We start from the raw sequence: 25,698 nt of genomic DNA on the forward strand, positions 1-25,698 counted from the left end.
TGATCGCCGCCGCGCCCGTGCCGGTTCACCTCGCCGGGTCACCGTCGAGGCGTGCGCGCCACGAAACGTGTGACCACATTCCTTGCGGCATCCGTTCTCCTCGTCGCGATCGCGGCCTCGGTCGGCGGTCCCGCCGGTGCGGCGGAATCGCCCCGAATCATCACGTCGACGGGCACGGTGTCGCTCGTCGAGGTCGCGCCGGCAGGAGTTCGGGGCCCGGCTTCCGGGTTCTTCGAACTCGCGAATCCCGGTGATCGCCCCGTTGATCTCACGGGGTACGCGGTCTTCCGCTGCGACGACGAGGGCCTGCGGTCTCGCCCGTCGGATCCCGAGGCCGACCTGGGCGGAGTCATCCTCGCGGCGGGGGAGCGGCGGGCGTTCCCGACGACCCGTCTCTCAGAGCGCGGGTACGGGCTCATCATCATCGCCCCGTCCGGCGAGACCGTCGACGCGCTCGCGGTGTACTCGGACGATCCTGCGCCGACGACGTCGGAATGCGGCGGGGGCGCCGAGCTGCCGGTGACCACTGCCGCGGCGCTCGGCGAGAGCTGGCAGCGCGCCGGGTCGTCCGACGACGGGCGCTGGGTGCGCGCCGTCGCGACCCCGGGTGAGCGGAACGTGCTTGCGATCGCCGCCGACGAGTCGGTGCGGGTGTCGGAGATCGCCGCGGCGGGCCCGGCCGGGCGCGGCGACGACTTCGTCGAGCTCGAGAACGACGGCCCGGTCGTCGTGGACCTCGACGGCTGGCGGCTCTTTCGCTGCACCGCCACCGGAGCCGCCCCGAGCGAGGCGCTCCAGCACGTGTTCGATGCGAGCGCGAGACTGCGACCGGGGGAGCGACTGGTGATCGGCGGTCCCGGGTTCGCGGATCACGCGGACATCCGCGTCGAGACGTCGCTCGCCGACCCCGTGCACGGTGTGCTCCTCGTCGACGCCGACGGACGCCGGGTCGACGGAGTCGGGGTGTCTTCCCGGGAGGACACCGCCTGCCAGACCGGACGCGACAAGCTGCCCTCGACGCTGGACTACCGCACCGGGGAGAGCTGGCAGCGGCAGGCCGAGGGCGGCTTCGCGATCGCGAGCCGCACCCCGGGCGCCCCGAACGCGAAGCGGTCGCCCTCCGAGGCCTCCTCCATCGCGACGGCGTTCGCGCACGACGACCGACCGGGGGTGGCGGTCAGCGAGATCGCGGCCGACCCCGAGATCGACGGGGTGCCTCGGCGCAACTTCGTCGAGCTCGCGAACTTCGGAGCACGCGAGGTCGACATCTCGGGCTGGACGCTGGTCGCGTGCGGTGCCGACGGCTTCCGCCGGTTCGACGACCTCGCCGTCGTGGCTCCGGGCACGGTGCTGGGTCCTGACGACACGTGGACAGCCGCCCTCGAAGGAACACCGGCGGCCGGCGCGGCCGACGCGGCATACGCCGAGGCGCTCGAGCTCGCGGGAGCGGGCGTGTGGGTGCAGGACGCCGAGGGGCGCCGCGTCGACAGCGTCGGCATCTTCCACCGCAACGAGATGGACAGCAGCGTGGACGTCCAGAGCCCTTGCACGAAGGGACTCGCGCTGTCGACCTTCGCCGTGGATCGGGTGCGCGGCGAGACGCTGCAGCGCGCCGCGTTCACGGGCGATGACGCGAGCGACTTCGTTTCCGCCGCGGCGACCCCCGGCGTGCTGGCCGCGCGCCGCGCGGTGTCTCCGGACGATCTCATCGAGCGCGCACTCGACGGCGCCCGATCGGGCGCGGCCGATGCGGCCGCGGGCCAGGCCGCCGCCGTCGCGGTCGTCCCCTCGGGCGTCGACGGCACCCCGCTGGAGGTGCTGGCCGCCCACACCGGGTCTTGGCCCTCACCGCTCACGAGCAGGACCGCGCCGGGCGAGCAGGAGGTCTCTGCCGCAGAACTCACGGCGCGCGACGACGGGTACGACCTGCCTTACGTGCGGATGCGCGTGCGGCTGCCCGACGACGGCGGCACGATCTCGTGGCAGGGCCGCACCGTCGGGCGGGCCGAGGTGCGGCTGTCGGTCTGGGCTCCGTCCGCCGGCACCACGGGCCGGGCAGGATGGCGCGCCCTCGACGAAGCCGCAGGCGTGGTGACGGCAGCGGATGCCGCAGCCACCGCATCGGTACGACTCGACGGAGTCGTGCGCCAGGAAGAGATCCTCGACGGCACGGCCGAGCTGCTGGTGCAGGTGGTGCCGAGAGCGGAGTCGGCGGCGGCCGACGCGGACGGGCTCGCCGACCCCGCCGACTACGACGTGGCTCTGGGGCACATCACAGACACGCAGTACTACTCCGAGGCGTACCCCGAGGTGTACGCGGGAGAGGTGGCGTGGCTGGCGGAGAACGCCGACACGCGAAAGCTCGCGTTCGTCACCCACACGGGCGATCTCATCCAGAACTGGGTCGATCCGGGCCAGACGGAGGAGCGTGCCCGCCGCGAGTACGAGGTGGCATCGCGGCTGCAAGGCGTGCTGGATGCGAACGGAATCGCGAACAGCGTGCTTCCGGGCAACCACGACAACAAACGCGGCGTGAGCAACGACCTCTTCAACGAGTACTTCGGGCCGGAGCGGTATCGCGACCAGCCGTGGTTCGGCGGCTCGCTCACCGCGGACGACAACAGCGCGAACTGGTCGTCGTTCGCCGCGGGCGGCGCGCGGTTCGTGATGATCTCGCTGCCGTACGCGTACGGCGAGCGCGAGGTCGCCTGGGCGCGGGACGTCGTCGCCGCCCACCGGGACGCGAACATCGTCATCTCGACGCACGAGCATCTGACGCCGGCGACCGCCACCGACGACGCGGAGCGTTCGACCACCTCGCGGTGGGTCTCGCACGGCGACCTGCTGTGGGAGCGGGTCGTCGCACCGAACCGCAACGTCGTGCTCGTGCTGTCGGGGCACTTCCACGGGCTCGGCGCGATCGTCACCGAGAACGCCGGCGGGATCCCCGGGCACACCGTGCTCGAGGCGCTCGCCGACTATCAGGAGTTCCGCACCCCGACGGGGGAGCGGGCGACGGGCTTCCAGCGACTGCTCCAGGTCGATCTCGCCGCGGGACTGCTTGCAGTCGACACGTTCTCGGTTCCGCTCGGCGCCACGGCCAGTCATCCGTACGACTACACGCAGTTCCTTCCCGACGACGGCGACGCCGCGACTGCGTCCAACGAACGGCCCTGGCGCATCCTTGCGCAGGGACTGCAGCACCGCTACACCGAAGAGGACGACGCGTTCACGGTGCCGCTGGCGCTGCAGTACGCGAAGGCGGTGGAGACGGATGCCGTCTCCACCGTGCGGGACTGAGGTATCACGGCGCGCCGGCGACGCCTCGGAAGCATGAGGGGCGGCGCGCCCCGCATTCCACCCAGATCAGAGGAGCCGTCATGAACGTCGAACCATGGAGCACCGTCGGGCCGGGATCGTCGGCAGCGATCGTCCCCGGCATCCAGTACCTGCTGAGAGCGCACGGCCATGCCGTCGTCGTCGACGGCGACTACGGGCCCGCGACCGCGGCCGCCGTCTCCGCCGTCCAGACCGCGCAGGGCGTGCCCGCCGACGGCATCGTCGGGCCCGTGACCTGGCCCAAGCTCGTCATCGCGGTGCAGCAGGGGTCGACCGGCGACGCCGTGCGCGCCGTTCAGCAGTTCGGGCTCGCGCGATCGCCGGGGGAGGACCCGCTGGTCGTGGACGGGGACTTCGGCCCCATCACGAAGGAGCGGGTCGAGTTCTTCCAGGAGTCGTGGGGCCTCACCCTCGACGGCGTGGCCGGCCGCGAGACCTGGTCGTTCTTCAGCACGTTCATGCCGGGCGACCGGCCGTGGGCGCTCGTGAAGCAGGGGTCGTCGCAGGCCACGAACTGGCGCGTCCTCGCCGCGCAGCATCTGCTGCGTGCGCACGGCGCGACCATCGCGGCCGACGGTGCGTTCGGCCCCCAGAGCGGCCAGGCCGCCAGGACCTTCCAGCAGACGCTCCGCGCCGTCGAGATCTCGACCACTCTCGGGCAGCTGGACTGGCCGAGCCTCATCATCACCGTGAAGCAGGGCGACGGCCCGGGCGGAGCGAAGGGCGAGGCCGTGCGCGCCGTGCAGACGCTCCTCGCCGGACTCACGGTCGACGGCGACTTCGGTCCGGCCACCGACGCCGCGGTCCGTGAGTTCCAGCAGCTGTTCGCGCCGCCGGTCGACGGGATCGTGGGCCCGGTCACGTGGCACACCCTGATGCTGCGGCTCTTCGACTGAGCGACGCGAGCCCGGGTGCCGCGCCCACCGCAGGTGGCACCCGGGCTTGCCGAGCCGCGGCACTACGCTGAGAGCGTGACGACCGGACGCGACGACGACGCCCTCAGCTGGGACGGCGACGACGATCCCACGCTCGACCACGGTGCGGCCGCAGAGCCGGAGGACGAGCGCGGTACGCCGCCCTCGTCGACGCCACCGGAGCTCCCCAAGGGCTTCACCGCCGTGGGCAGGGGCAGCGAGACGCTGGGCGGCGCGGACGCGCCGGTCGCGGGATCGGTGGCCGAGAGCTCGTCCGCGGCGCCGACCGCCACCGCCGACCGCCGGCCGATGGGCAACGGCGCGCTGATCGCGTTCGGCGTGCTCGGCGGCGTGTACGCCCTGTATGCGATCGGCTGGCTCATCGGAGGCCTGCGCCTGCAGGGGAGGGCCCAGTACCTCGTGACCGACGTGATGTACCAGGGAAGCCTGTGGCTCGCCGTGCTGGCCCCCCTGCTGTGGTTCGCCACCACCCTGCTGCTGACCCGCGCCTCACGCGCGTGGCTGCGGTTCACGTGGCTCGCGGCCGGAGTCGTGCTGCTGCTGCCCTGGCCCTTCGTGATGATCGGGGCGATCGGACAATGAGCGAGAACGTGATGGATGCTGCGCCTTCGGCCGCGAAGCGCGGCAAGACGCCCACGTGGCTCGTGGCGACGATCTCGGGCGCTGTGGGCCTGTTCTACGCCTACGCGGTCTGGAACGCGATCGGCAACCTCGTGATCACGCTTCAGACGTTCGGGGGCGCGGGCGTCTCGCTCAACGCCCTCGGCTGGTTCATCTGGATCTTCGCCGCGGTGTTCCCGCTGCTGGTGTGGGGCGGAGCGTTCGCGATCGGCTATCGACGGGCACCGCACGAGCTCCTCCTCGTGATGCTCACCGGCCTCGCGCTGGTGGCGGTGTTCTGGCTGAACGTCGTCGCGTACACGACGCTGAACTCCGCGTCCTTCCTGGGCTGAGCCTGTCGCCGGCCGTCACACGGTCGGGCGCCGCGCCGCGCGGGCGGTAGGCTGGCACAGGCCTCGCCCCCCGACGGCGTGCGGCGCGGCATCCGGTTCTGCTCCGCGCGTTCGCGCACCGCCCCACTAAGGAACACCCGTGCCGAAGCCTGTCGTCCTGATCGCCGAAGAGCTCTCTCCCGCCACGATCGATGCCCTGGGTCCCGACTTCGACGTGCGCAACGTCGACGGCACCGACCGCCCCGCACTTCTTACGGCCCTTGCCGACGCCAACGCGGTGCTGATCCGGTCGGCGACGAAGATCGACGCCGAGGCGATCGCCGCGGCGCCCGTCCTCAAGGTCGTCGCCCGCGCCGGCGTCGGGCTCGACAACGTCGACATCAAGACGGCCACCACCGCCGGCGTCATGGTCGTGAACGCGCCGACCTCCAACATCATCTCGGCGGCAGAGCTCACGGTCGGCCACATCCTCAGCCTCGCGCGCCGCATCCCCGCCGCGCACGCCTCGCTCTCGGGCGGTGCGTGGAAGCGCAGCTCGTACACCGGCACCGAGCTCTTCGAGAAGACGGTCGGCATCATCGGCCTCGGCCGCATCGGCGCGCTGATCACGGCGCGCCTGCAGGCGTTCGACGTGCGCGTCATCGCGTACGACCCCTATGTCACGAGCGCCCGCGCGCAGCAGCTCGGCGTGCAGCTGGTCACGCTCGACGAGCTGCTCGAGCAGAGCGACTTCGTCACGATCCACATGCCGAAGACCCCCGAGACCACGGGCATGATCGGCGCCGAGCAGTTCAAGATCATGAAGCCGACCGCGTACGTGGTCAACGTCGCGCGCGGCGGCCTCATCGATGAAGAGGCGCTCCACGCCGCCCTCACCGCGGGCGAGATCGCGGGCGCCGGCCTCGACGTCTTCACCTCGGAGCCCCCGGCGGAGGGCGGGACCGCCGCGGCGCTGCTGGACCTCCCGAACGTCGTCGTCACCCCGCACCTCGGCGCCTCCACCGAAGAGGCACAGGAGAAGGCGGGCGTCTCTGTCGCGAAGTCCGTGCGCCTCGCGCTCGGCGGCGAGCTCGTTCCGGACGCCGTGAACGTCGCGGGCGGCGTCATCGACCCGTACGTGCGTCCCGGCATCCCGCTCGTCGAGAAGCTCGGTCAGATCTTCTCGGCGCTCGCCCGGTCGCCCCTCACGAGCCTCGACGTCGAGGTGCACGGCGAGCTGCAGGGCTACGACGTCAGCGTTCTCAAGCTCGCTGCGCTCAAGGGCGTCTTCACGAACATCGTCAGCGAGACCGTGTCGTACGTGAATGCTCCGCTGCTCGCCGAACAGCGCGGTGTGGAGGTGCGCCTGCTCGTCGACGACGACAGCCCCGAGTACCGCAACGTCATCACGCTGCGCGGCGCCCTGTCGGACGGCTCGCAGCTCGCGATCTCGGGCACGCTCACCGGACCGAAGCAGGTCGAGAAGCTGGTCGGCATCAACGACTACGCGATCGAGCTGCCGATCGAGACGAACCACGTCGTCATGCTGTACACCGATCGGCCCGGCATCGTCGCGATCTACGGCCAGAAGTTCGGCGAGGCGGGCATCAACATCGCCGGCATGCAGATCGCGCGCCAGACGGCCGGCGGCCAGGCGCTGTCGGTCCTCACGGTCGACTCGCCGGTGCCCGACGCCCTGCTCGACGAGGTGAGCACCGCGATCCAGGCCGACCTGTTCCGCCAGATCGAGATCACCGAGTCCTGATTCCACGACGGATGCCGCGTCCCTGAGCCCTCTGTAAAGGCTCGTTGGCGCGGCATCCGCACGCCGTCAAGCGGGCGCGGGTCAGGGACGCGCGGCGCGTTCCACCAGCGCCACCAGCGCGTCGAGCGCCTCGCCGCGGGGGACCGGGCCGGGGATGGAGCCGCCCGCGAGGGCGTTGTTGAAGTAGAGGCCGTCGCTCACGAGCATCACGAGATCGAGCGCCGTGGCGTCCTTCGTGTGGGGCCGAAGCACGGCGGCCCAGTCGTCTCTGATGTACCGCAGCGCGTCGCTCGCCGTCGCGTCGCCCCCCTGTGCGAGTCGCGATGTCGCAAGGATCGCGCGGTCGATCGGGTCGTTCGCCATGACCGACGTGTGCAGGAAGTAGGCGATCGGGCCCTCCGGTGCGGACGCCATCCGGTCGACGTCCGCCTGCACGAGCGCCCGCAGCCGTTCGATGAGCGCGGCTTCGAGAGCCTCCTTCGTGCCGAAGTGGTACAGCAGTCCGCCCTTGGAGACCCCCGCGGCCTTCGCGGTGGCGTCCATCGTGGCCGCGCGCTCGCCCTCCTCGATGAGGATCTGCTCGAAGGCATCGAGCACCTTCTCGCGGGCGAGGGGAGGGCGGCTCATGGCCTCGATGGTATCGACAGGTGTCGGGACATCCTGTTACTATACCGGCTGGACGGTATAGAAATGATGACTCTCACTCAAGAACTCTCTCTCGCCGACGCCCAGGGCCGGAAGGTCGGCTGGCGCGGCTGGGCGGCGCTGGTCGTGCTCATGCTGCCGGTGCTGCTCGTGTCGGTCGACAACACGGTGCTGAGCTTCGCGCTGCCGTCGATCGCCCTCGAACTCGGGCCCTCGAGCGCCCAGCAGCTGTGGATTATCGACGCGTATCCGCTCGTGCTCGCGGGCCTGCTCGTCACGATGGGCACGCTCGGCGACCGATTCGGACGACGACGGATGCTGCTCATCGGCGCGACCGGCTTCGCCGCCGTGTCCGTGCTCGCGGCTTTCGCGCCGAGCGCCGCGTGGCTCATCGCAGCCCGCGCGGCGATGGGCGTGTTCGGCGCGATGCTGATGCCGTCGACGCTCTCGCTGCTGCGCAGCATCTTCACCGACCGCGATCAGCGGCGCCTCGCGATCGCGGTCTGGGCATCGATGTTCTCTGCGGGAGCGGCACTCGGCCCGATCGTGGGCGGACTGCTCCTCGAGCACTTCTCGTGGGGCTCGGTGTTCCTCATGTCGGTGCCCGTGCTGATCCCGCTTCTGGTGCTCGCACCGCTGCTCGTGCCCGAGAGCCGAGACCCGAAGCCCGGCCGTATCGACCCGCTCAGCATCGCGCTGTCTATGGCGACGATGATCCCGGTCGTCTACGGCATCAAGGAGCTCGCGGTGCACGGGTTCACGGTCGCCGCGTGGCTGCCGATGCTCGTCGGCCTCGGCTTCGGCGTGCTCTTCGTACGACGCCAGCTCCGCGCCAAGACCCCGATGCTCGACATGCGGCTGTTCGGCCTCGGCACGTTCAGCGGTGCGCTGCTCGTGAACCTCCTCAGCGTGATCGCGCTGGTCGGCTTCCTCTTCTTCGTCGCGCAGCATCTGCAGCTCATCGTCGGGCTGTCGCCGATGCAGGCCGGTCTCGCACTCGTCCCGGGCCTCGCGATGATGATCCTGGCAGGCCTCGCGGTCGTGCCGATCTCGAAGAAGTGGCCTGCACGGATCGTCGTCCCGGTCGCGCTGGTGTTCTCCGTCGCGGGCTACATCGCGGTGGCGTTCGCGACCGGGCCCGACAGCATCGGCACGCTGGTGGCGGCGTTCATCTCGCTCGGCATCGGAATCGGCGCGGCCGAGACCGTGTCGAACGAGCTCGTGCTCTCGAGCGCGCCACCCGCGAAGGCGGGTGCCGCGAGCGCCGTCTCCGAGACCGCGTACGAGCTCGGTGCTGTTCTCGGCACGACGGTGCTGGGCGGCATCCTGACGGCTCTGTACCGCACGAATCTCGTGGTGCCGGACGGAGTTCCGGATGCTGCGGCAGCGGCGGCGTCCGAGACCCTGGCGGGTGCGGTGCACGCGGCCGACCAGATCGGCGGGGCGTCCGGCGAGGCGCTCTTCGAGGCGGCGGCCACGGCGTTCGACGCCGGCGTCACGGTCACTGCGCTCATCGGTGCGGCCCTCGTGGTCGTCGCGGGGGTCATCGCGGCCACTACCCTGGGAGGGTCCCGCCAGAAGTCGTAGGAGCACCATGTCGCGTGTCGTGAAGCTGGCCGTCATCCCGGGTGACGGCATCGGTCCGGAGGTCATCGCCGAAGCGGAGAAGGTGCTCGACGCCGCGACCGCGGGCAGCAGCATCCGTTTCGAGAAGACGCGGTACTCGCTGGGCGCCGCCCGCTACCTCGAGACCGGCGACACGCTCACGGACGACGACCTCGACGCGATCAAGACGCACGATGCGATCCTCCTGGGCGCTGTCGGGGGAGTGCCCGGCGACCCGCGGCTGACGCACGCGAACATCGAGCGCGGGCTGCTGCTCAAGCTGCGGTTCGAGCTCGACCACTACGTCAACCTGCGTCCGTCGAAGCTGTACCCAGGCGTGCCGGGGCCGCTGGCCGAGCCGGGCGACATCGACTTCGTCGTGGTCCGCGAGGGCACCGAGGGGCCGTACGTCGGCAACGGCGGATCGATCCGCACCGGCACGCCGCACGAGGTCGCCAACGAGACCTCGGTGAACACCGCCTTCGGCGTCGAGCGGGTGGTGCGCTACGCGTTCGACCTGGCGGAGCGCCGCTCGAAGCGCGTGACCCTCGTGCACAAGACGAACGTGCTCGTGCACGCCGGCGGCATCTGGAAGCGCCTGGTCGACGAGGTGGCGCGGGAGCACCCCGACGTCGCCGTAGACTATCTGCACGTCGACGCGGCAACCATCTTCCTGGTCACGAACCCGGGCCGTTTCGACGTGATCGTCACCGACAACCTCTTCGGCGACATCCTCACAGACCTGGCCGGCGCCGTGACCGGTGGCATCGGCCTCGCAGCCTCGGGCAACATCAACCCCGATGGCGCGTTCCCCTCGATGTTCGAGCCCGTGCACGGATCGGCGCCCGACATCGCAGGACAGCAGAAGGCCGATCCCACGGCCGCGATCCTCTCCGTCTCGCTGCTGCTCGATCACCTCGGGCTCTCCGACGAGGCACAGCGCGTCACTACGGCTGTCGAAGAGGACATCGCGAACCGGGGCACCGCAGCGCGCACCACCGCGCAGATCGGCGACGCCATCGCCGGCCGGCTCCCGGCGTAACCTGGAACCGGCAAGCGCCTCTCCATCCAGCGGCTCGACCGCACGAAAGCACAGGCTCGTCATGACCCTCATCGATTCCGATCCCGACACCGGACTCGCGCCTCTCGAGTTCACCGTCAACCGCAACCTCCAGGCGAAGACCACGGCGCAGCGCGAGGAGATCCTCTCGAACCCCGGCTTCGGCACCAGCTTCACCGACCACATGGTCGACATCTGCTGGTCGGTCGGCGGCGGATGGCACCGACCGCGCGTCCAGCCTTACGGCCCGCTCTCGCTCGATCCCGCTGCGGCGGTGCTGCATTACGGCCAGGAGATCTTCGAGGGCATCAAGGCCTACCGCCACGCGGACGGGTCGGTCCACACCTTCCGTCCCGATCAGAACGGCCGCCGGCTGCAGCGCTCCGCCCGTCGCCTCGCCCTGCCGGAGCTGCCGGTCACGTACTTCATCCAGTCGCTGCGCGAGCTCATCGCCGTCGATGGTGCGTGGGTGCCGTCGGGCGATGACCAGAGCCTGTACCTGCGCCCCTTCATGTTCGCCAAGGAGGCGTTCCTGGGCGTCCGTCCCGCGCACAAGGTCGGCTACTACGTCATCGCCTCGCCCGCCGGCGCCTACTTCAAGGGCGGTGTGCAGCCGGTGTCGATCTGGCTCAGCGAGGACTACGCCCGCGCCGGCAAGGGCGGCACGGGCGCGGCCAAGACCGGCGGCAACTACGCCGCGAGCCTGCTGCCGCAGTCCGAGGCGTACGAGAACGAGTGCGACCAGGTCGTCTTCCTCGACCAGGACCGCAACGTCGAGGAGCTCGGCGGCATGAACGTCGTGTTCGTCTACAAAGACGGCACGATCGTCACTCCGCAGTCCGACTCGATCCTCGAGGGCATCACGCGCGACTCGATCCTGCAGCTCGCCGCCGACCGTGGCCACAAGGTCGAGGGTCGTGCGGTGTCGTTCGACGAGTGGCGTCAGGGTGTGGCATCCGGCGACATCGTCGAGGTGTTCGCCTGCGGGACGGCCGCCGTGGTCACCCCGATCGGCGTGCTCAAGGGCAAGGACTTCCTCGACGAGCAGCCGACCGGCTCGCTCGCCCTCTCGCTGCGCGAGGAACTCACCGACATCCAGTACGGCCGCCGCGAAGACAAGCACAACTGGCTCGTGCGCCTCGACGGCTGAGCGGCGCTGACACCGACCTTCTGGAGCGGACGGATGCTGCGGCATCCGTCCGCTCCGTCGTTCCGGTGCGCGCACCCCGGCCGGCGTCGGCGCTTCTCGCTAGGCTGAGCGGGTGAGGATCGCGCGCTTCAGCCACAACGACGCCATCAGATTCGGGATCGTCGACGAGGGCGAGCTGGTCGTCCTCGCGGGCGACCCGATGTTCGCCGGCTACGAGACCACCGGGGAGCGCGTGCCGCTGGCCGATGTCGCTCTGCTGGCGCCGGTGATCCCCCGCTCCAAGATCGTGGCGGTGGGCCGCAACTACCGCGACCACGCTGCCGAGATGGGCAACGACGTGCCGACGTCGCCGATGCTGTTCTTCAAGCCGAACACCTCGGTGATCGGCCCCGGCGACGCGGTCGTGCTCCCCAAGGGGTCTGACTTCATCAGCTTCGAGGGCGAGCTCGCCGCCGTCATCGGCCGCATCGCCAAGAACGTCTCGGCCGAGAACGCGCTCGACTACGTCTTCGGCTACACGATCGCGAACGACCTCACGGCGCGTGATTGGCAGAAGTCGGACGGCCAGTGGGCGCGCGCCAAGGGCTTCGACACGTCCTGCCCGCTGGGTCCGGCGATCGAGACCGATTTCGACGTGAACGGCCCCGCGGTCATCACGACCCGTCTCAACGGCGAGGTCCGCCAGCAGGGTCCGATCAGCGACATGATCTTCTCGCTCGCCGATGTCATCGCCTTCGCCTCGGCCGCCTTCACGCTGCTGCCGGGCGACGTCATCCTCACGGGCACCCCCGCCGGCGTCGGCCAGATCAGCGCGGGTGACACCGTCGAGGTCGAGATCACCGGGCTCGGGACGCTCCGCAATCCCGCCCGCGATGCCTGAGACCGGATCAGAACCGGCGGTCGACATCGCGCCGACCGCTCACGAGGTCGCGCGCGTCCAGCGACGCACCGTGTGGGTCCTGTCGGGCGGGCAGGTGCTCGGCGGGCTCGCGTTCGGTGCGACGCTGTCGCTGGGCGCGGTGCTCGCGGCCGAGCTGTCCGGCGAAGACGCGTTCTCGGGGCTGGCGGCCGCCGCGGTCACCTTCGGCACGGCGCTGACGGCGGTGCCGCTCGCGGCGATCGCCCGCCGCCGCGGCCGCAGGCTGTCACTCACCACGGGTATGGCCGTCGCACTCATCGGCGTCGGCCTCGTGATCTTCGCCGTCGCGCTGCGATCGTTCCCGGTCCTGCTCGTGGGATTCCTCATCATCGGCTCAGGGCAGGCCGCGAACCTGCAGTCCCGCTTCGCCGCGGCGGATCTCGCGACGGATGCCTCCCGCGGCCGTGATCTGTCGATCGTGGTGTGGGCGACCACCGTGGGAGCGGTCCTCGGCCCGAACCTCACCGGTCCCGGCGAACTGATCGGCGGCGCCATCGGGATGCCGCCGCTGACGGGTGCGTACCTGTTCACCATCGTCGCGCAGGGGCTCGCCATCGTCCTCTATCTGGTCGCGATGCGACCCGACCCGCTGCTGCTCGCGCAGCGCGTGGTCGCCTCCGCGAAGGCGGCGAGCCGGGCGATCGCCAAGGCCGACCGGCCCGTGGCCGCGCGCTATGCGATCTTCGCGGTCGCCGCGGCCCACGGCACCATGGTCTCGGTCATGGCCATGACGCCCGTGCACCTGGCGCACCTGACCCACGGGGCGACGGAGGCCGCGACCCTGTCGGTCATCGGTCTCACGATCAGCCTGCACATCGCCGGCATGTACGTGCTCTCGCCGATCTTCGGCATCCTCGCCGACAAGGTCGGGCGTGTCCCGACGATCCTCGTGGGTCAGGCGCTGCTCGCCGCCGCGCTGCTGACGGCGTCGTTCGGCCAAGCCTCGACGACGGCGGTCACCGTCGCGCTGGTGCTGCTCGGGCTCGGGTGGAGCGCGTCGACCGTCGCAGGCTCGACGCTGCTGACCGAGTCGTCGTCGGAGGAGCTGCGCACCAGGCGGCAGGGGATCAGCGACTTCACGATGAGCATCGTCGGCGGCCTCGGCGCGATCACCGCCGGCGCACTGCTCGGCTGGATCGGCTACGGCGGGCTCGCGCTCGTCGTGATGGTGCTCGTGGCCGCCTCGGTGGTGCTTTCTCCGCTGGGCTGGCGGGCGTCGACCGCGCGGGCTCCGGAGGCCGCGTCGGGCGCCTGACCGCCCGACGGGGCCCTCAGAACCGCGTCTCGACGAGGTCGGTCACGATCGCGGCCTCCAGATCCTCCACGGAGTCCACCACCGGCACGAGCCGCCACTTGTCGAGCATCGTGCACGGGTGCGAGAGCCCGAACACCACGAGATCGCCCACGGACAGAGGCGAATCGCGCCCGATGCGCACGAAGCCGTGCTGATCGCTGAGCTTGGTGGTCTCGGCGCCGGTCAGCGGCATCCGCTCACCGTCCCTTGTGATCGCGTACAGCGGCGTCGGCAGTCCCTCGTCGTACGGGAAGTCGCGCTTGCCGGCATCGACGATCGCCGTGTCGGCGTCCTGTCGCGACACCACTCGTGCGAGCCCGCGCGCCGCGGGGCGGAGTCCCGCGCCCTCGAACGGCGAGTTCTGGCGGTAGTAGCCGTGGTCGTGCACGAGGTACGCCCCCGAGCGCAGGACGAATCGCGAGCCGTCGCCGCCGACGGCTGCGGCGGCGAACGCCGCGCCGACCACGTCCGGATAGGCGCTGCCGCCGGCGGACACCAGCACGTCGCCGTCGTCGTAGAGCTCGGCCACCGCGTCGTGGACGGCGAGCAGCTCGTCGATGTACGCCCTCGCCGACGCCAGCGCCTCTTCGCCGCGCCCGTGCGCGACGGAGCCCTCGTACCCGGTGACGCCGGCGAGGCGCACGGCCGGCGAGGCCGCCGCGCGTTCGGCCACCGCGACCGCCGCCTTGAGCGATCGGGCGCCCGTGCGGCCCCCGGGACGGCCCACGTCCACGAGAACCTCGAGGGGCAGCTCCGCAGGCCCGCCGAGGGCACGCTCGATCACCTCGATCCCGGCGACGTCATCGACCCAGCTCCAGATCCTCGTGCCCGCCGCGACGACGTCGGCGGTCCAGCGGATCGCCTCCGGCTGCACGAGCTGGTTGGCGAGCATGATCGCCGGGATGCCGGCATCCACCGCCACGCGCAGCTGCGAGGGGTTCGCCACCGTGATGCCGGTGGCTCCCGCATCCAGCTGCCGATGCCACAGCTGCGGCGCCATCGTGGTCTTGCCGTGCGGCATGAGCTCGAGCCCTCGCGCGGCCACCCAGCCGGCCAGGAACGCGATGTTGTCGTCGAGCACGCCGTCGTCGAGCACGACGAGGGGCGTCCACAGGTCGGCGAGCCGTGGCCTGCGCGCCAGGAATTCGGCGACGGTCAGGCCCGCGGCATCCGACGGCAGCGCCTTGTCGCCCGCGTCGAGCAGGCGAGCCGCGACACCGCGCTGCGGGGCTGACATCACTCGCCCGGGAGGACCGCGACGACGTCGATCTCGACGAGGATGTCGTACAGGTCGGAGCCGACCGTGGTGCGCACCGGGTAGGGCTCGGTGAAGAACTCGGCGTAGGCTCGGTTGTACTCGGCGAAGTCGCGCTTGAGGTGCTGCAGGTGCGCCGTCACCTTGACGACGTCGTCGAACGAGGCGCCCTTGGCGGCGAGCACGCTGCCGACGTTGCGCAGCACCTGCTGCGTCTGCTCGTAGACGCCGCCGGGCACGACCTCTCCCGTCGCGGGGTCCTGCGGGCCGAACCCGGCCGTGAAGAGCAGGCCCGCGGCGGCGACACCGTGGCTGTAGGGCCCGGCGGGCTTCGGAGCGTTCTCGATGAGGACGGCTTGCTTGGTCATGGGTTTCCTCTCCTTGGGGCGAATGGTTGCTCGCCTGTCACGAAGTGCCGGCCGGGGCAGCAGTTCGTGACAGGGGAGCAGTCTGATTCGAACGGCGAAGTCCGCGCCCGGCCAGAGCGCCGGTGAGTCCTCCGCCGCGCAGGACGTGCGTGCCGTTGACGAACACGTCGTCGATGCCGCGCACGGGCTGCTGGGGGTCGTCGTAGGTGGCGGCATCCGTGACGGCCGCCGGATCCACGATGGCGACATCCGCGGCAGCGCCAGGACGCAGCATGCCGCGATCGGCCAGTCCGAACCGGTCGGCGGCGCGCGCGGCGAGGTGGACGGCGGCACCCTCCCACGTGAACGAGCGTCCGACGTAGGTGCCGAGGAACCGGCCGAACGCGCCCCACGCGCGGGGGTGCGGCACCGCCCCGATGAAGATGCCGTCCGAGCCGCCGGTGTGCCCTGGATGTGCGAACAGCTGCGCCAGATTCTCGACCGGTCGCTCGTCTCGCACCGCCATCACCGCGTTGACCTCCATGCGCCCGGCGACGAGGAGGTCGAGCGTCGCGTCTTCGACCGAGGTCTGCCGACGATCGGCGATCTCGGCGAGTGTCCGTCCGGGCGCCCAGGCCCAGTCCTTCGCGGGCGTGTGCCCGACGCGGATCATCGAGGCCCAGTCGGGTCCGAGACTCGGCTTGTGTGCGACGGTGGGGAACCACTCGTCGCGCAGCCGCGCGCGCTCGGCGGGATCCGACAGCCGGGCGATCGCCTCGTCGACGGCCAGCGCGCTGTACTCCGGCGGAAGCACCGCCATCGAGACGAGCGTGCAGCCTCGGGTGTACGGGTACATGTCGAAGGAGAGATCGGCTCCGGATGCTGCGGCCTCAGCCAGCAGCAGCCCGGCGTCGTCGGCGTCGACGTGAAGGTGCGAGACGTGTCCGCGGACGCCGTCGTGCGCGTCACCCGCCGCGCAGATGGCGACGACCTCTTGGAGCCCGGCCGCGGTGTTGGTCTCGTAGCCGCCGCGCATGTGCGTCACGTAGAGCCCGCCCGCCGCGGCCAGGGGAGCGCACAGCTGTGCGAGCTCGTCCGTGTCGGCGAAGATGCCGGGCACGTAGTCGAGCCCGGTCGACAGCCCGAGCGCGCCGGCGTCGAGCCCGTCGGCCACGAGCCGCTGCATCCGGGTCAGCTGCGCAGCATCCGCTCGTCCCGTCGCCATGCCCATGACCTCGTGGCGCACGGTGCCGGCAGGTACGAGATAGCCGACGTTGAGGGGCGTGGTGTCGTCGTAGGTGCGGAGCAGCTCTGCGACGCCGCCGCCCGCGTAGGTCGGGTGGGCGCCGTTGATCGCCGCGAAGTACCGGCTCGCCCAGACGCCGTCGCCGGGGGCGTACGAGACGCCGTCCTGCCCGCCGATGACGGTCGTGACTCCCTGGCGCAGCAGGGCGAGCTGCACGTCCGACCGGAAGACGGCTCCGTCGGCGTGCGCGTGCGCGTCGATGAAGCCCGGCATCACGAGGCGCCCGCGGCAGTCGACGACGTCATCGCCTTCCCGCGGCGCGACCTCGCCGATCGCGCCGATCCGATCGCCGAGGATCTCGACGTCGGCGACGCGGGAGTCCCCTCCCGTGCCGTCGACCACTCTGCCGCCGCGCAGCACCGTGCGGTCGGGGTGGGCGGTCATGCGGCCTCCGTCGTGCGGGGCCCGGCTGACCCGCGTTGGCAGTCTACGCAGTCGCCCGGATGCCCCGTGGGCGTGCCGTCAGTGGCCCAGCGCCGCGAGCGCGAGGTCGACGTCGTCGGCGTCGTTGAAGACGTGGAACGCCACGCGCGCGCGGCCCGATCGACCGGATGCGGTGATCCCCGCCGCCGTCAGCCGCGCGAGATCGCACCCCTCGGCGTCGTCCCACGTGACGATCGCCGACGCGCGCTCCGGCTGTGCGAGGCCGAGGCCCGTGCGGAACGCCGCAGCGAGGCCGGTCGCGTGCTCATGGAGCTCCGCAGGGTCCAGCGACGCGAAGAGCTCGAGTGCCGGGGCGGCGCCGACGAAGGCCTGCCAGGCCGGCGACACGTCGAAGCGGCGGGCGTCGGGCGCGAGCTCGACGTCCGTGCCGTAGCACGACGACCAGGGGTCGTCCCCGGCGTACCAGCCGGCGTTGAGCGGCGTCATGCGCGCCCCCAGACGGTCCGACACGGTCAGGAACGACACGCCCCGCGGTGCGCAGAGCCACTTGTACGCGTGGCACACGACGGCATCGAAGACGGATGCCTCGACGCGCAGCCAGCCGACGGCCTGGGTCGCGTCGCACAGCGTGAGGGCATCGTGCGAGGCCGCTGCGGCGGCGATCGCCGCGGCATCCGCCACCTCCCCGGTCGCCGACTGCACCACGGAGAACGCGACGAGCGCCGTGGTCGGACGCACGTGCGCGGCCAGGTCGGCCAGCGGCGCGGTGCGCACGACGAGCCCGCGGCCGGAGTGGACGAACGGCAGCACGAGCGACGAGAACTCGCCCTCGGGCACGAGCACCTCGGCGCCGTGGGGGAGCGCGGAGGCCACCATTCCCGCCGCGACCGAGGTCTGCGAGCCGATCGCCACCCGTTCGGCGCCCACGCCGACCAGGGATGCGAAGAGGGCTCGCGAGCGCTCGACCGCCGCGCAGTAGGCGGCGAGGTCGGGGCGGCCCGAGGCGGAGGCGTCGAGGTCTGCCAGCACAGCGCGTCGCGTCGCCCGGCTCGGCAGGCCCACCGTGCACGCCGCGAGGTAGTCGCGGCCGCCGGCGAACTCACGCCGTGCGGCGTCGAGGGCGGAGGAAGGAGCGATCGCGGGCATGCATCCAGAGTGACGGTGGCGATTGCTCACGTCTACGGCAGGTGTTCCATGCAGGTCATAACGAGCGCTTATGATTCAGGCATGACGGATGCGTGGGACGACGACCCGGGCTTCGACGCGCGCGAACTCCGCGTGGTGAAGGCGATCGCGGATGAAGGGTCCATCACGGGCGCCGCCCTCTCCCTGGGTTTCAGTCAGCCCGCGGTGAGCCAGCAGCTCAAGCGCCTCGAGCAGCGCCTCGGGGTCGCGATCGTCGAACGGGTCGGTCGCAGCGTCCGCCTCACCGATGCCGGCCGCATCCTCGCGCGGCACGCTCCCGCCGTGACGACGGCATTGGATGCTGCCGCCGGCGAGCTCGCAGAGCTCCGCGGTCTCCGCGCCGCGCGCGTGCGCCTCGTCGGCTTCCCGTCCGCCTCGCCCACGATCGTGCCGCGACTGCTCGCGGACCTCGCGCAGCGGCATCCGGGAATCTCCCTCACCTACGTCGAGGCGGAGCCGCCGGAGGCCGTCGAGGCCGTGCGCGAGGACCGCACCGACATCGCCCTCACCTTCAGCTACCCGGGTGACCGCGACGACCCGCACGGCTCGAGTGCCCGCGGCCTCGCCGTGCAGACGGTCGGCGCCGACGAGCTGCTGGCGGTGCTCCCCGCCGAGCACCCCGCGGCGACCGCGGAGATCATCGACGTCGCCACGCTCGCCGACGACGACTGGATCGCCGGATGCCCGCGCTGCCGGGGTCACCTGCTCGAGCTGTGCGGGCGCGCCGGGTTCGCGCCGCGCATCGCGTTCGAGACCGACAACTTCGTCGCCGTCGAAGGGCTCGTCGCGCAGGGGATCGGCGTCGCGACGCTGCCCCGGATGGCGGTCGAGTCGTTCCCGCAGCTGCCCGGGGTGGCGGTGGTGCCGCTGCCGGCGGGGGAGCAGCGCCGCATCCACACCGTGACGGCGCGCGGCGCGGACCGCGTTCCCGCGGTGCGCGCGACGCTGAACGCCCTTGCGCGGCTCATCGCCGAGCCCCTGGCCGAGCCTGGTTCCGCAGCATCCCGCAACTAGACTCAGGGGTGATGTCTTCTTCGCCTGATCCCCGCACCACGACCGCCACCGGCACCGACGTCCGCGTCCGGTTCTGCCCCTCGCCGACCGGTCTTCCGCACGTCGGACTCATCCGCACGGTGCTGTTCAACTGGGCATACGCGCGTCACACCGGCGGCAAGCTCGTGTTCCGCATCGAAGACACCGACGCGGCGCGCGACAGCGAGGAGAGCTACCAGCAGCTTCTCGACGCCCTCCGCTGGCTCAAGATCGACTGGGACGAGGGAGTCGAGGTCGGCGGTCCGCACGCCCCGTACCGCCAGTCGCAGCGCCACCACATCTACCGCGAGGTGCTCGACAAGCTCATCGCCGCCGGAGCCGTGTACGAGAGCTACTCGACCGCGGAGGAGATCGACGCCCGCAATGAGGCGAACGGCCGTGCGAAGCAGCTCGGCTACGACAACTACGACCGCGACCTCACCGACGAGCAGAAGGCGGCCTTCCGCGGCGAGGGCCGCGAGCCCGCGTGGCGCCTGCGGGTCCCCGACGAGGACCTCACCTACGTCGACCTGATCCGCGGCGAGGTGACCTTCCCGGCGGGTTCGTTCCCCGACTTCGTCCTCGTGCGTGCCGGCGGCGTGCCGCTGTATCCGTTCGTGAACCCCGTCGACGACGCGCTCATGGGCATCACCCACGTCATCCGCGGCGAGGACCTCATGCCCTCGACCGCCCGCCAGCTCGCGCTCTACAGCGCACTGGTCGATGCCGGTGTCACGACGTTCGTCCCGCGCTTCGCGCACATGCCCCTCGTGCTCGGCGAGGAGGGCAACAAGAAGCTCTCCAAGCGCGACCCGAAGGCGGACCTCTTCCTGCAGCGCGACAAGGGCTTCATCCACGAAGGCCTGCTCAACTACCTGGCGCTCCTCGGTTGGTCGATCGGCCCCGACCGCGACGTCTTCTCGCTCGAGGAGCTCGTGGCGGCGTTCGACATCGTCGACGTCAACCCGAACCCGGCACGCTTCGACCAGAAGAAGGCGGAGTCGATCAACGGCGACCACATCCGGATGCTGCAGCCCGGCGATTTCGCCGATCGCCTGGTGCCGTACCTGGCCGCTGCCGGAGTGGTCGCCGAGAACCCGACGCCGGCCCAGGAGGCCATGCTCGTCGCAGCTGCCCCACTGGTGCAGGAGCGCATGCAGCTGCTCGGCGACGCGCCCGGCCTGCTCGGCTTCCTGTTCTCCGACACGGTCGCGTACCAGGACGATGCCCTCGCCTCCCTGCCGGCGAACGCGAACGAGGTGCTGGTCGCCTCGGTCGGCGCCCTCGAGCTCGTGCCCGACACCGAGTTCACCGCCGCCGCGGTGCAGGACGCCCTCGCCGGCGCCCTGATCTCGCCCGTGGAGGAGGGTGGCCTCGGCCTCAAGCCCCGCGTCGCCTACGGCCCCCTGCGCGTCGCGCTGAGCGGCCGCCGGGTGTCGCCGCCGCTGTTCGAGTCGATCGAGCTGCTCGGCAGATCCGAGTCGATCCGCCGCCTCGGGGCACTGCTCGACGCGCGCGGGTGACGGCTCGGTTTGGAGCACGTGCCCGCGTCGCGTAGACTCATTCCTCGGCACGGCTTCGGCTGACAGCCTTGGGGTATGGTGTAATTGGCAACACGGCTGATTCTGGTTCAGTTGTTCTTGGTTCGAGTCCAGGTACCCCAGCAAGACGAAAAAACCCCCGCTGAGCGGGGGTTTTTCGTTTCCATCGAAGATGGATATCGCGGCCTCAGGCGTCTGCGAGCACCTCGGTGGCAGCATCCCGTCCCAGCGCGAAGTAGGCGGGGTTGTCGTCGCTGTGGGCCAGCAGCATGAGCACGACGGCGGCAGCCCAGGCGCGCGCCCGCACCCAGACGTCGATGTCGTAGCCAGAGCCCGCCGCGGCGAGGAATCGCTCGCGCCCTGCGGCGTCGAACGCCAGCCAGGCGACCGCCAGGTCATAGGCGGGGTCGCCTGCGGTGACGTCGCCGAAGTCGATGATCGCGGCGAGCGTGCCGTGGCGTGTGACGAGGTTGCCCGGATGCAGGTCGCCGTGGATCCACACCGGCGTGCGATCCCACGGCTCCGCTGCGAGTCCGGCGTGCCACAGCGCGTGCACGGCGTCCGCTGAAGTGTCGTCGAGGATGCCGGCCACGCGCAGCGTCCGCAGTCGCTGTTCGACGGCGTCTGTGCGCGCGGCGAGGGGGGCGCCGCGGAACGGATTGACCGGATGATCGTCCGGTGCGTCGGCGTGCAGTGCCACGAGCGCGCGAGCGAGCGCGTCGGCCCATTCGCCGCGCTCGGCGAGCGGCTGGTCGAGAGCGGAGACGCCGTCGATCCACGGCACCACGGACCATGCCCACGGGTAGCCGTGGCCTGCCGCACCGTCGACCACGGGCGCCGGAACGCGCACACCGACCGGCGCGAGCCGCTCCGCCACGCCCGGCAGCACGGCCTGCTCGTGCAGGACGAGAGGTGCGGCGAGGGCGCGTCGGGGGAGACGCACGGCGTACTCGTCGCCGAGCCGCCACACCTCGCTGTCCCAGCCCTCGGCGACCTTGCGGAGGGGCAGGTCGGTGGCGTCGGGGATGATCGCGGCCGCCTGGTCGGCGAGCAGCCCGCGGATGAGGGGGATGTCGATCGAGATCTCGGCGGCGGGCTTGTCGGGCACGGTACGAAGGTACTCTCTTGCGATCATGTGGGAATGTGTTGTATTGTGTGGGAATCCAACGGAGGGTTTCCCACATGTACGCGACGGAGCGCCACGAGCAGATCGAGCTCCTGCTGGCCGCACAGAGCCGCGTGAGCGTCGTCGAGCTCGCCGAGCGCTTCGACGTCACGACCGAGACCATCCGCCGCGATCTCGATCACCTCGAGTCGGCGGGCGCGCTGCGCCGGGTTCACGGGGGAGCGGTGAGCCGTGAGCGCGCCAGCACGCGCGAGCCCTCGCTCGCCGAGCGCTTCGAGCACCATGGCGGTGCCAAGGCCGCCATCGGCCAGCGCGCTCTGGACGCCCTCGGGGCCGACTTCACCGGATCCGTCTTCCTCGACGCCGGCACGACGACGGCGGCCGTGGCCTCAGCACTGATTCCGCGACTCTCCATCGCGCGGATCGAGGTCGTGACACACTCGCTGACCCTCGGCAACGCGCTGGCCGGCGTCCCGGGCGCCTCGCTCTCGCTGGTCGGGGGTCGCGTGCGCGGACTCACCGCCGCAGCCGTCGGCGCCGACACGGTCCGCGCCATCGGCGACCTGCGTCCCGACGTCGCCTTCGTCGGCACCAACGGTGTCTCCGCGACCTTCGGCCTCAGCACGCCCGACCCCGACGAGGCGGCTGTGAAGCGCGCGATCGTCGAGTCGGCGCGTCGGGTGGTCGTCGTGGCCGACGCCGAGAAGCTCGGCGCGGAGCTGCTCGTCGGCTTCGCGCCGCTGTCCGACATCGACGTGCTGGTGACGGATGCCGCACCCGACGCAGAACTCGCGTCCGCGCTCGCGGACGCCGACGTGGAGGTCTGGCTCGCATGATCGTGACGCTCACCGCCAACCCGTCCCTCGACCGCACGGTGATGCTTCCCGCTCCGCTGCAGGTCGGTGACGTGCAGAGCGCGGCCTCCACACGGGAGGATGCCGGCGGCAAGGGGATCAACGTCGCCCGCGCCATCGCGGCTGCGGGCGAGGATTGCACCGCGGTGCTGCCGCTCGCGCCGGGTGATCCGTTCGACGCGGCCCTCCGCGCGGCCGAGGTCGACGCACAGCGCGTTCCGATCCGCGGAAACGTGCGCGCCAACATCGCGATCACCGACCCCGCCGGGGTCACCACGAAGCTGAACCTGCCGGGCGCGGAGCTCTCGCAGGACGAGGTCACCGCGGTGATCGATGCGGTGGTCGCAGCATCCGTCGGCGCACGTTGGCTGGTTCTGGCAGGCTCGTTGCCTCCCGGAGTCGCCGATGACTTCTACGTGCGCGTGATCGCTGCCGTTCGCCGGGCGCACGGCGCGCACGCCCCGCTCATCGCCGTCGACACCTCCGGCCCGGCGCTCACGGCCGTCGTCGCCGGCGGCGCGCCCGACCTCATCAAGCCGAACGACGAGGAGCTCGCCGAGCTCGCCGGCGTCGCCATCGACGGCACCGACCCGCAGGCCGTGCTCGACGTGGCGCGAGTTCTCGTCCCCGCGCGCGTGCGGGCCGCGCTCGTCACCCTCGGCTCCCGCGGCGCCGTGCTCGTCGCCGCCGACGGCGCCTGGGCGGCCACGCCGCCCCCGATCCAGGTCGTGAGCACCGTCGGCGCGGGTGACAGCTCGCTCGCGGGATACGTGCTCGCTGCGACGCGCGGCGCCGACCAGGGCGAGCGGCTGCGCCTGGCCGTTCGGTACGGATCGGCCGCAGCATCCCTTCCCGGCACCAAGGCGCCGGCTCCCGCAGACCTTCCCACCGGCGACGTGCCCGTCACGCGTCTCCACTGACACCACCCACCCCATCCCACGACCGCAGGAGGTCACCGTGTCCGACACCATCACCCCAGGCCTGGTGAGCCTCGACGTCCCGCTGGGCGCCGACAAGGCCGCCGTCATCCGGTCCCTCGCCGCACGCGTGGTCGCGCAAGGTCGCGCGACCGACGCCGAAGCGCTCTACGCAGACGCGTGGGCCCGCGAAGAGAAGGACGAGACCGGGCTTCCGGGCGGCATCGCCATCCCGCACGCCAAGAGCGCCGCGGTGACGACGCCGTCCCTCGCCTTCGCGCGACTGAACCCGGGCGTCGACTTCGGAGCGCCGGACGGCGCCGCCGATCTCGTGTTCCTCATCGCCGCCCCCGCGGACGCCGCCGAGGCGCACCTCGCGGTGCTCTCGAAGCTCGCCCGCAGCCTCATGCAGGCGGACTTCACCTCGGGCTTGCGCGCCGCCTCGTCCGACGACGACGTGGTCGCGATCGTGCAGGCGGCCATCGGGGAGCGCGAGGCGGCGGCGCCCGCTCCTGCTGCTGCTGCGGCTACCGCGCCCAGCGCCGCCTCGGGCCTCGACGTCGACGGCCGCCCGGCACGCGTCGTCGCGGTCACGGCCTGCGCGACCGGCATCGCGCACACGTTCATGGCCGCCGACGCGCTCACCGCGGCCGGCAAGAAGGCCGGCATCGACCTCGTCGTCGAGCCGCAGGGCTCGAGCGGCTACCAGGCGCTTCCGGCCGATGTCATCCGCAACGCCGACGCTGTGATCTTCGCGACCGACGTCGACGTGCGGGAACCGCAGCGGTTCGCCGGCAAGCCCGTCGTACGCTCGGGCGTCAAGCGCGGCATCGAGCAGCCGGACCAGCTGATCTCGGAGGCCGTCGCCGCCGCGAACGATCCGTCCGCCACGCGGGTGGGGGGAGACGCGGCCGCCGCTGCTGCGGCCCCCGCCGAGACGATGTCGTGGGGTGCGCGGATCCAGCGGATCCTCCTCACGGGCGTCAGCTACATGATCCCGTTCGTCGCGGGCGGCGGTCTGCTGATCGCCCTCGGCTTCCTCATCGGCGGCGTCAACGTCAATGCGGACGACGCGGCGTTCACCGTCATCAAGGACAACGCCCTGTGGGCGCTTCCGGAGGGCGGGCTCGCGCAGTACTTCGGGTCGGTCTTCTTCGTGATCGGCGTGACGTCGATGGGCTTCCTGGTCTCGGCGCTCGCGGGCTACATCGCCTTCGCGATCGCGGACCGCCCCGGCATCGCCCCCGGCTTCGTCGCCGGCGCGATCGCAGCCCTGATGGGCGCCGGCTTCATCGGCGGCATCATCGGCGGTCTGCTCGCGGGCTACGTCGCGTGGTGGATCGGGCGATTCAACGCCCCGCGCTGGCTGCGCGGCCTCATGCCCGTCGTGATCATCCCGCTCGTGGCGTCGATCGTGGCCTCGGGGCTCATGATCCTGTTCCTCGGCCGGCCCATCGCGACCCTGATGGTCGGGCTCAACGACTGGCTCACGGGCCTCGCCGCCACCGGCGCGATCATCCTCGTCGGCGTGATCCTCGGACTCATGATGTGCTTCGATTTGGGGGGTCCGGTCAACAAGGTCGCCTACGCGTTCGCGGTCGCGGGCTTGGCGTCCGCTTCGGCGGAGAACCCCACGCCGTACCTGATCATGGCCGCGGTCATGACCGCCGGCATGGTCCCGCCGCTCGCGATGGCTCTGGCGTCCACGGTGCTGGCGCGCAACATGTTCCCCCCGGTCGAACGTGAGAACGGCAAGGCAGCCTGGCTGCTCGGTGCGGCGTTCATCAGCGAGGGTGCGATCCCGTTCGCCGCGGCGGACCCGCTCCGCGTCATCCCCGCGATGATGGCGGGCGGCGCGGTCACCGGCGCGCTCAGTATGGCGTTCGCCGTCGAGTCCCTGGCACCGCATGGCGGCATCTTCGTCCTCTTCGCGATCAACCCGATCTGGGGCTTCCTGATCGCCCTCGCCGCGGGCACGGTCGTCTCGGCCCTCACGGTGATCGCTCTCAAGAAGTGGATCGCCCCGAAGGAGCTCGAAGAGGCCGAAGCGCGCGTACCCGTGGCGGCCTGAGGCCGTCGTCCGCCAGAATCGGAATCGTCGACCGCC

21 protein-coding genes and 1 tRNA gene are annotated in these 25,698 nt (G+C 71.4%); 16 read left to right on the plus strand and 6 right to left on the minus strand.

Annotation, left to right across the window (positions count from 1 at the left end; genetic code table 11):
- Nucleotides 1-51 precede the first annotated feature (51 nt).
- The 5 genes from ACFC1K_RS12935 to serA all read left to right on the plus strand — a co-directional run bounded on the left by ACFC1K_RS12935 (nucleotide 52) and on the right by serA (nucleotide 6,971).
- Nucleotides 52-3,300, plus strand: coding sequence for a lamin tail domain-containing protein (locus ACFC1K_RS12935; RefSeq protein ID WP_375871949.1), 3,249 nt, complete (start codon nucleotides 52-54; stop codon nucleotides 3,298-3,300).
- 80 nt (nucleotides 3,301-3,380) lie between these two features.
- Nucleotides 3,381-4,235: a peptidoglycan-binding protein gene (locus tag ACFC1K_RS12940; RefSeq protein ID WP_375871950.1), complete on the plus strand. Its 855-nt coding sequence runs from the start codon at nucleotides 3,381-3,383 to the stop codon at nucleotides 4,233-4,235.
- A gap of 75 nt (nucleotides 4,236-4,310) precedes the next feature.
- Nucleotides 4,311-4,856: a DNA polymerase III subunit gamma/tau gene (locus ACFC1K_RS12945; RefSeq protein ID WP_375871951.1), complete on the plus strand. Its 546-nt coding sequence runs from the start codon at nucleotides 4,311-4,313 to the stop codon at nucleotides 4,854-4,856.
- Nucleotides 4,853-5,227, plus strand: a complete 375-nt coding sequence (locus ACFC1K_RS12950; protein ID WP_310291349.1) for a bacitracin resistance protein — start codon at nucleotides 4,853-4,855, stop codon at nucleotides 5,225-5,227. Before ACFC1K_RS12945 ends, ACFC1K_RS12950 begins: the two co-directional genes overlap by 4 nt.
- Before the next feature lie 139 nt (nucleotides 5,228-5,366).
- The gene (gene serA, locus ACFC1K_RS12955; RefSeq protein WP_310291347.1) at nucleotides 5,367-6,971 is read left to right on the plus strand and encodes a phosphoglycerate dehydrogenase; all 1,605 of its coding nucleotides are present in this window, start codon (nucleotides 5,367-5,369) and stop codon (nucleotides 6,969-6,971) included.
- Nucleotides 6,972-7,052: 81 nt separating this feature from the next.
- On the opposite strand, the gene ACFC1K_RS12960 is transcribed toward serA, so the two are convergent.
- Nucleotides 7,053-7,598, minus strand: a complete 546-nt coding sequence (locus ACFC1K_RS12960) for a TetR/AcrR family transcriptional regulator (RefSeq protein WP_375871952.1) — start codon at nucleotides 7,596-7,598, stop codon at nucleotides 7,053-7,055.
- Between the two features lie 63 nt (nucleotides 7,599-7,661).
- On the opposite strand from ACFC1K_RS12960, the gene ACFC1K_RS12965 reads away from it, so the two are divergent.
- The 5 genes from ACFC1K_RS12965 (at nucleotide 7,662) to ACFC1K_RS12985 (ending at nucleotide 13,605) form a co-directional block, all read left to right on the plus strand.
- Entirely contained in the window at nucleotides 7,662-9,203 is a 1,542-nt protein-coding gene (locus ACFC1K_RS12965) for an MFS transporter (RefSeq protein ID WP_375871953.1), read from the plus strand.
- Nucleotides 9,204-9,210: 7 nt separating this feature from the next.
- The gene (locus ACFC1K_RS12970; protein WP_375871954.1) at nucleotides 9,211-10,263 is read left to right on the plus strand and encodes a 3-isopropylmalate dehydrogenase; all 1,053 of its coding nucleotides are present in this window, start codon (nucleotides 9,211-9,213) and stop codon (nucleotides 10,261-10,263) included.
- A 61-nt stretch (nucleotides 10,264-10,324) separates the two neighbouring features.
- Complete coding sequence (locus tag ACFC1K_RS12975) at nucleotides 10,325-11,431, plus strand: branched-chain amino acid aminotransferase (protein ID WP_375871955.1); 1,107 nt, start codon at nucleotides 10,325-10,327, stop codon at nucleotides 11,429-11,431.
- Nucleotides 11,432-11,543: 112 nt separating this feature from the next.
- Complete coding sequence (locus tag ACFC1K_RS12980) at nucleotides 11,544-12,311, plus strand: fumarylacetoacetate hydrolase family protein (RefSeq protein ID WP_045297943.1); 768 nt, start codon at nucleotides 11,544-11,546, stop codon at nucleotides 12,309-12,311.
- Nucleotides 12,304-13,605 (plus strand): MFS transporter, encoded by a 1,302-nt coding sequence (locus ACFC1K_RS12985; protein ID WP_375871956.1) that lies wholly within the window; start codon nucleotides 12,304-12,306, stop codon nucleotides 13,603-13,605. Before ACFC1K_RS12980 ends, ACFC1K_RS12985 begins: the two co-directional genes overlap by 8 nt.
- Nucleotides 13,606-13,621: 16 nt before the next feature.
- Here ACFC1K_RS12985 and ACFC1K_RS12990 read toward each other — a convergent pair whose 3' ends face one another.
- The 4 genes from ACFC1K_RS12990 to ACFC1K_RS13005 form a co-directional block, all read right to left on the minus strand.
- The gene (locus ACFC1K_RS12990; protein ID WP_375871957.1) at nucleotides 13,622-14,881 is read right to left on the minus strand and encodes an alanine racemase; all 1,260 of its coding nucleotides are present in this window, start codon (nucleotides 14,879-14,881) and stop codon (nucleotides 13,622-13,624) included.
- Nucleotides 14,881-15,267 (minus strand): Rid family hydrolase, encoded by a 387-nt coding sequence (locus ACFC1K_RS12995; protein WP_310247105.1) that lies wholly within the window; start codon nucleotides 15,265-15,267, stop codon nucleotides 14,881-14,883. The genes ACFC1K_RS12990 and ACFC1K_RS12995 overlap by 1 nt, the downstream gene beginning before the upstream one ends.
- A gap of 37 nt (nucleotides 15,268-15,304) precedes the next feature.
- Nucleotides 15,305-16,936 (minus strand): amidohydrolase family protein, encoded by a 1,632-nt coding sequence (locus ACFC1K_RS13000; protein WP_375871958.1) that lies wholly within the window; start codon nucleotides 16,934-16,936, stop codon nucleotides 15,305-15,307.
- Between the two features lie 78 nt (nucleotides 16,937-17,014).
- Nucleotides 17,015-18,082 carry an aminotransferase class V-fold PLP-dependent enzyme gene (locus tag ACFC1K_RS13005; protein ID WP_310291325.1) on the minus strand — a complete coding sequence of 356 codons (1,068 nt, stop codon included), beginning with the start codon at nucleotides 18,080-18,082 and terminating at the stop codon, nucleotides 17,015-17,017.
- Between the two features lie 81 nt (nucleotides 18,083-18,163).
- Between ACFC1K_RS13005 and ACFC1K_RS13010 the strand changes: the two genes are divergently transcribed.
- The 3 genes from ACFC1K_RS13010 (at nucleotide 18,164) to ACFC1K_RS13020 (ending at nucleotide 20,817) form a co-directional block, all read left to right on the plus strand.
- A complete protein-coding gene (locus ACFC1K_RS13010) occupies nucleotides 18,164-19,135 on the plus strand; it encodes a LysR family transcriptional regulator (protein WP_310291320.1) in 972 nt (323 codons plus the stop codon).
- An 11-nt stretch (nucleotides 19,136-19,146) separates the two neighbouring features.
- Nucleotides 19,147-20,676, plus strand: a complete 1,530-nt coding sequence (gltX, locus tag ACFC1K_RS13015; RefSeq protein WP_375871959.1) for a glutamate--tRNA ligase — start codon at nucleotides 19,147-19,149, stop codon at nucleotides 20,674-20,676.
- A gap of 69 nt (nucleotides 20,677-20,745) precedes the next feature.
- Nucleotides 20,746-20,817 (plus strand) — tRNA-Gln (locus ACFC1K_RS13020).
- Between the two features lie 64 nt (nucleotides 20,818-20,881).
- Here ACFC1K_RS13020 and ACFC1K_RS13025 read toward each other — a convergent pair.
- Nucleotides 20,882-21,802: an aminoglycoside phosphotransferase family protein gene (locus tag ACFC1K_RS13025; RefSeq protein WP_375871960.1), complete on the minus strand. Its 921-nt coding sequence runs from the start codon at nucleotides 21,800-21,802 to the stop codon at nucleotides 20,882-20,884.
- Nucleotides 21,803-21,876: 74 nt separating this feature from the next.
- Between ACFC1K_RS13025 and ACFC1K_RS13030 the strand changes: the two genes are divergently transcribed.
- The 3 genes from ACFC1K_RS13030 to ACFC1K_RS13040 are packed head-to-tail and all read left to right on the plus strand — an operon-like array spanning nucleotide 21,877 to nucleotide 25,662.
- Nucleotides 21,877-22,656 carry a DeoR/GlpR family DNA-binding transcription regulator gene (locus ACFC1K_RS13030; RefSeq protein ID WP_375871961.1) on the plus strand — a complete coding sequence of 260 codons (780 nt, stop codon included), beginning with the start codon at nucleotides 21,877-21,879 and terminating at the stop codon, nucleotides 22,654-22,656.
- Nucleotides 22,653-23,594, plus strand: a complete 942-nt coding sequence (gene pfkB, locus ACFC1K_RS13035) for a 1-phosphofructokinase (protein WP_375871962.1) — start codon at nucleotides 22,653-22,655, stop codon at nucleotides 23,592-23,594. Before ACFC1K_RS13030 ends, pfkB begins: the two co-directional genes overlap by 4 nt.
- Before the next feature lie 37 nt (nucleotides 23,595-23,631).
- Nucleotides 23,632-25,662, plus strand: coding sequence for a fructose-specific PTS transporter subunit EIIC (locus tag ACFC1K_RS13040; RefSeq protein WP_310291310.1), 2,031 nt, complete (start codon nucleotides 23,632-23,634; stop codon nucleotides 25,660-25,662).
- Nucleotides 25,663-25,698 lie beyond the last annotated feature (36 nt).

The sequence above is a fragment of the Microbacterium sp. NPDC056057 genome, from assembly GCF_042266945.1.
GTDB lineage: Bacteria > Actinomycetota > Actinomycetes > Actinomycetales > Microbacteriaceae > Microbacterium > Microbacterium trichothecenolyticum_C.

Excerpts from the sequence above, each read along its gene's own strand:
- ACFC1K_RS12950 (WP_310291349.1), top strand. The coding sequence starts at position 4,853 with ATGAGCGAGAACGTGATGGATGCTGCGCCTTCGGCCGCGAAGCGCGGC.
- ACFC1K_RS12940 (WP_375871950.1), top strand. The coding sequence starts at position 3,381 with ATGAACGTCGAACCATGGAGCACCGTCGGGCCGGGATCGTCGGCAGCG.
- ACFC1K_RS12990 (WP_375871957.1), bottom strand. The coding sequence starts at position 14,881 with ATGTCAGCCCCGCAGCGCGGTGTCGCGGCTCGCCTGCTCGACGCGGGC.
- ACFC1K_RS12995 (WP_310247105.1), bottom strand. The coding sequence starts at position 15,267 with ATGACCAAGCAAGCCGTCCTCATCGAGAACGCTCCGAAGCCCGCCGGG.
- gltX (WP_375871959.1), top strand. The coding sequence starts at position 19,147 with ATGTCTTCTTCGCCTGATCCCCGCACCACGACCGCCACCGGCACCGAC.
- ACFC1K_RS12975 (WP_375871955.1), top strand. The coding sequence starts at position 10,325 with ATGACCCTCATCGATTCCGATCCCGACACCGGACTCGCGCCTCTCGAG.
- ACFC1K_RS12960 (WP_375871952.1), bottom strand. The coding sequence starts at position 7,598 with ATGAGCCGCCCTCCCCTCGCCCGCGAGAAGGTGCTCGATGCCTTCGAG.
- ACFC1K_RS12965 (WP_375871953.1), top strand. The coding sequence starts at position 7,662 with ATGATGACTCTCACTCAAGAACTCTCTCTCGCCGACGCCCAGGGCCGG.
- ACFC1K_RS13030 (WP_375871961.1), top strand. The coding sequence starts at position 21,877 with ATGTACGCGACGGAGCGCCACGAGCAGATCGAGCTCCTGCTGGCCGCA.
- ACFC1K_RS13010 (WP_310291320.1), top strand. The coding sequence starts at position 18,164 with ATGACGGATGCGTGGGACGACGACCCGGGCTTCGACGCGCGCGAACTC.
- ACFC1K_RS12985 (WP_375871956.1), top strand. The coding sequence starts at position 12,304 with ATGCCTGAGACCGGATCAGAACCGGCGGTCGACATCGCGCCGACCGCT.
- ACFC1K_RS12970 (WP_375871954.1), top strand. The coding sequence starts at position 9,211 with ATGTCGCGTGTCGTGAAGCTGGCCGTCATCCCGGGTGACGGCATCGGT.
- pfkB (WP_375871962.1), top strand. The coding sequence starts at position 22,653 with ATGATCGTGACGCTCACCGCCAACCCGTCCCTCGACCGCACGGTGATG.
- ACFC1K_RS13000 (WP_375871958.1), bottom strand. The coding sequence starts at position 16,936 with ATGACCGCCCACCCCGACCGCACGGTGCTGCGCGGCGGCAGAGTGGTC.
- ACFC1K_RS13005 (WP_310291325.1), bottom strand. The coding sequence starts at position 18,082 with ATGCCCGCGATCGCTCCTTCCTCCGCCCTCGACGCCGCACGGCGTGAG.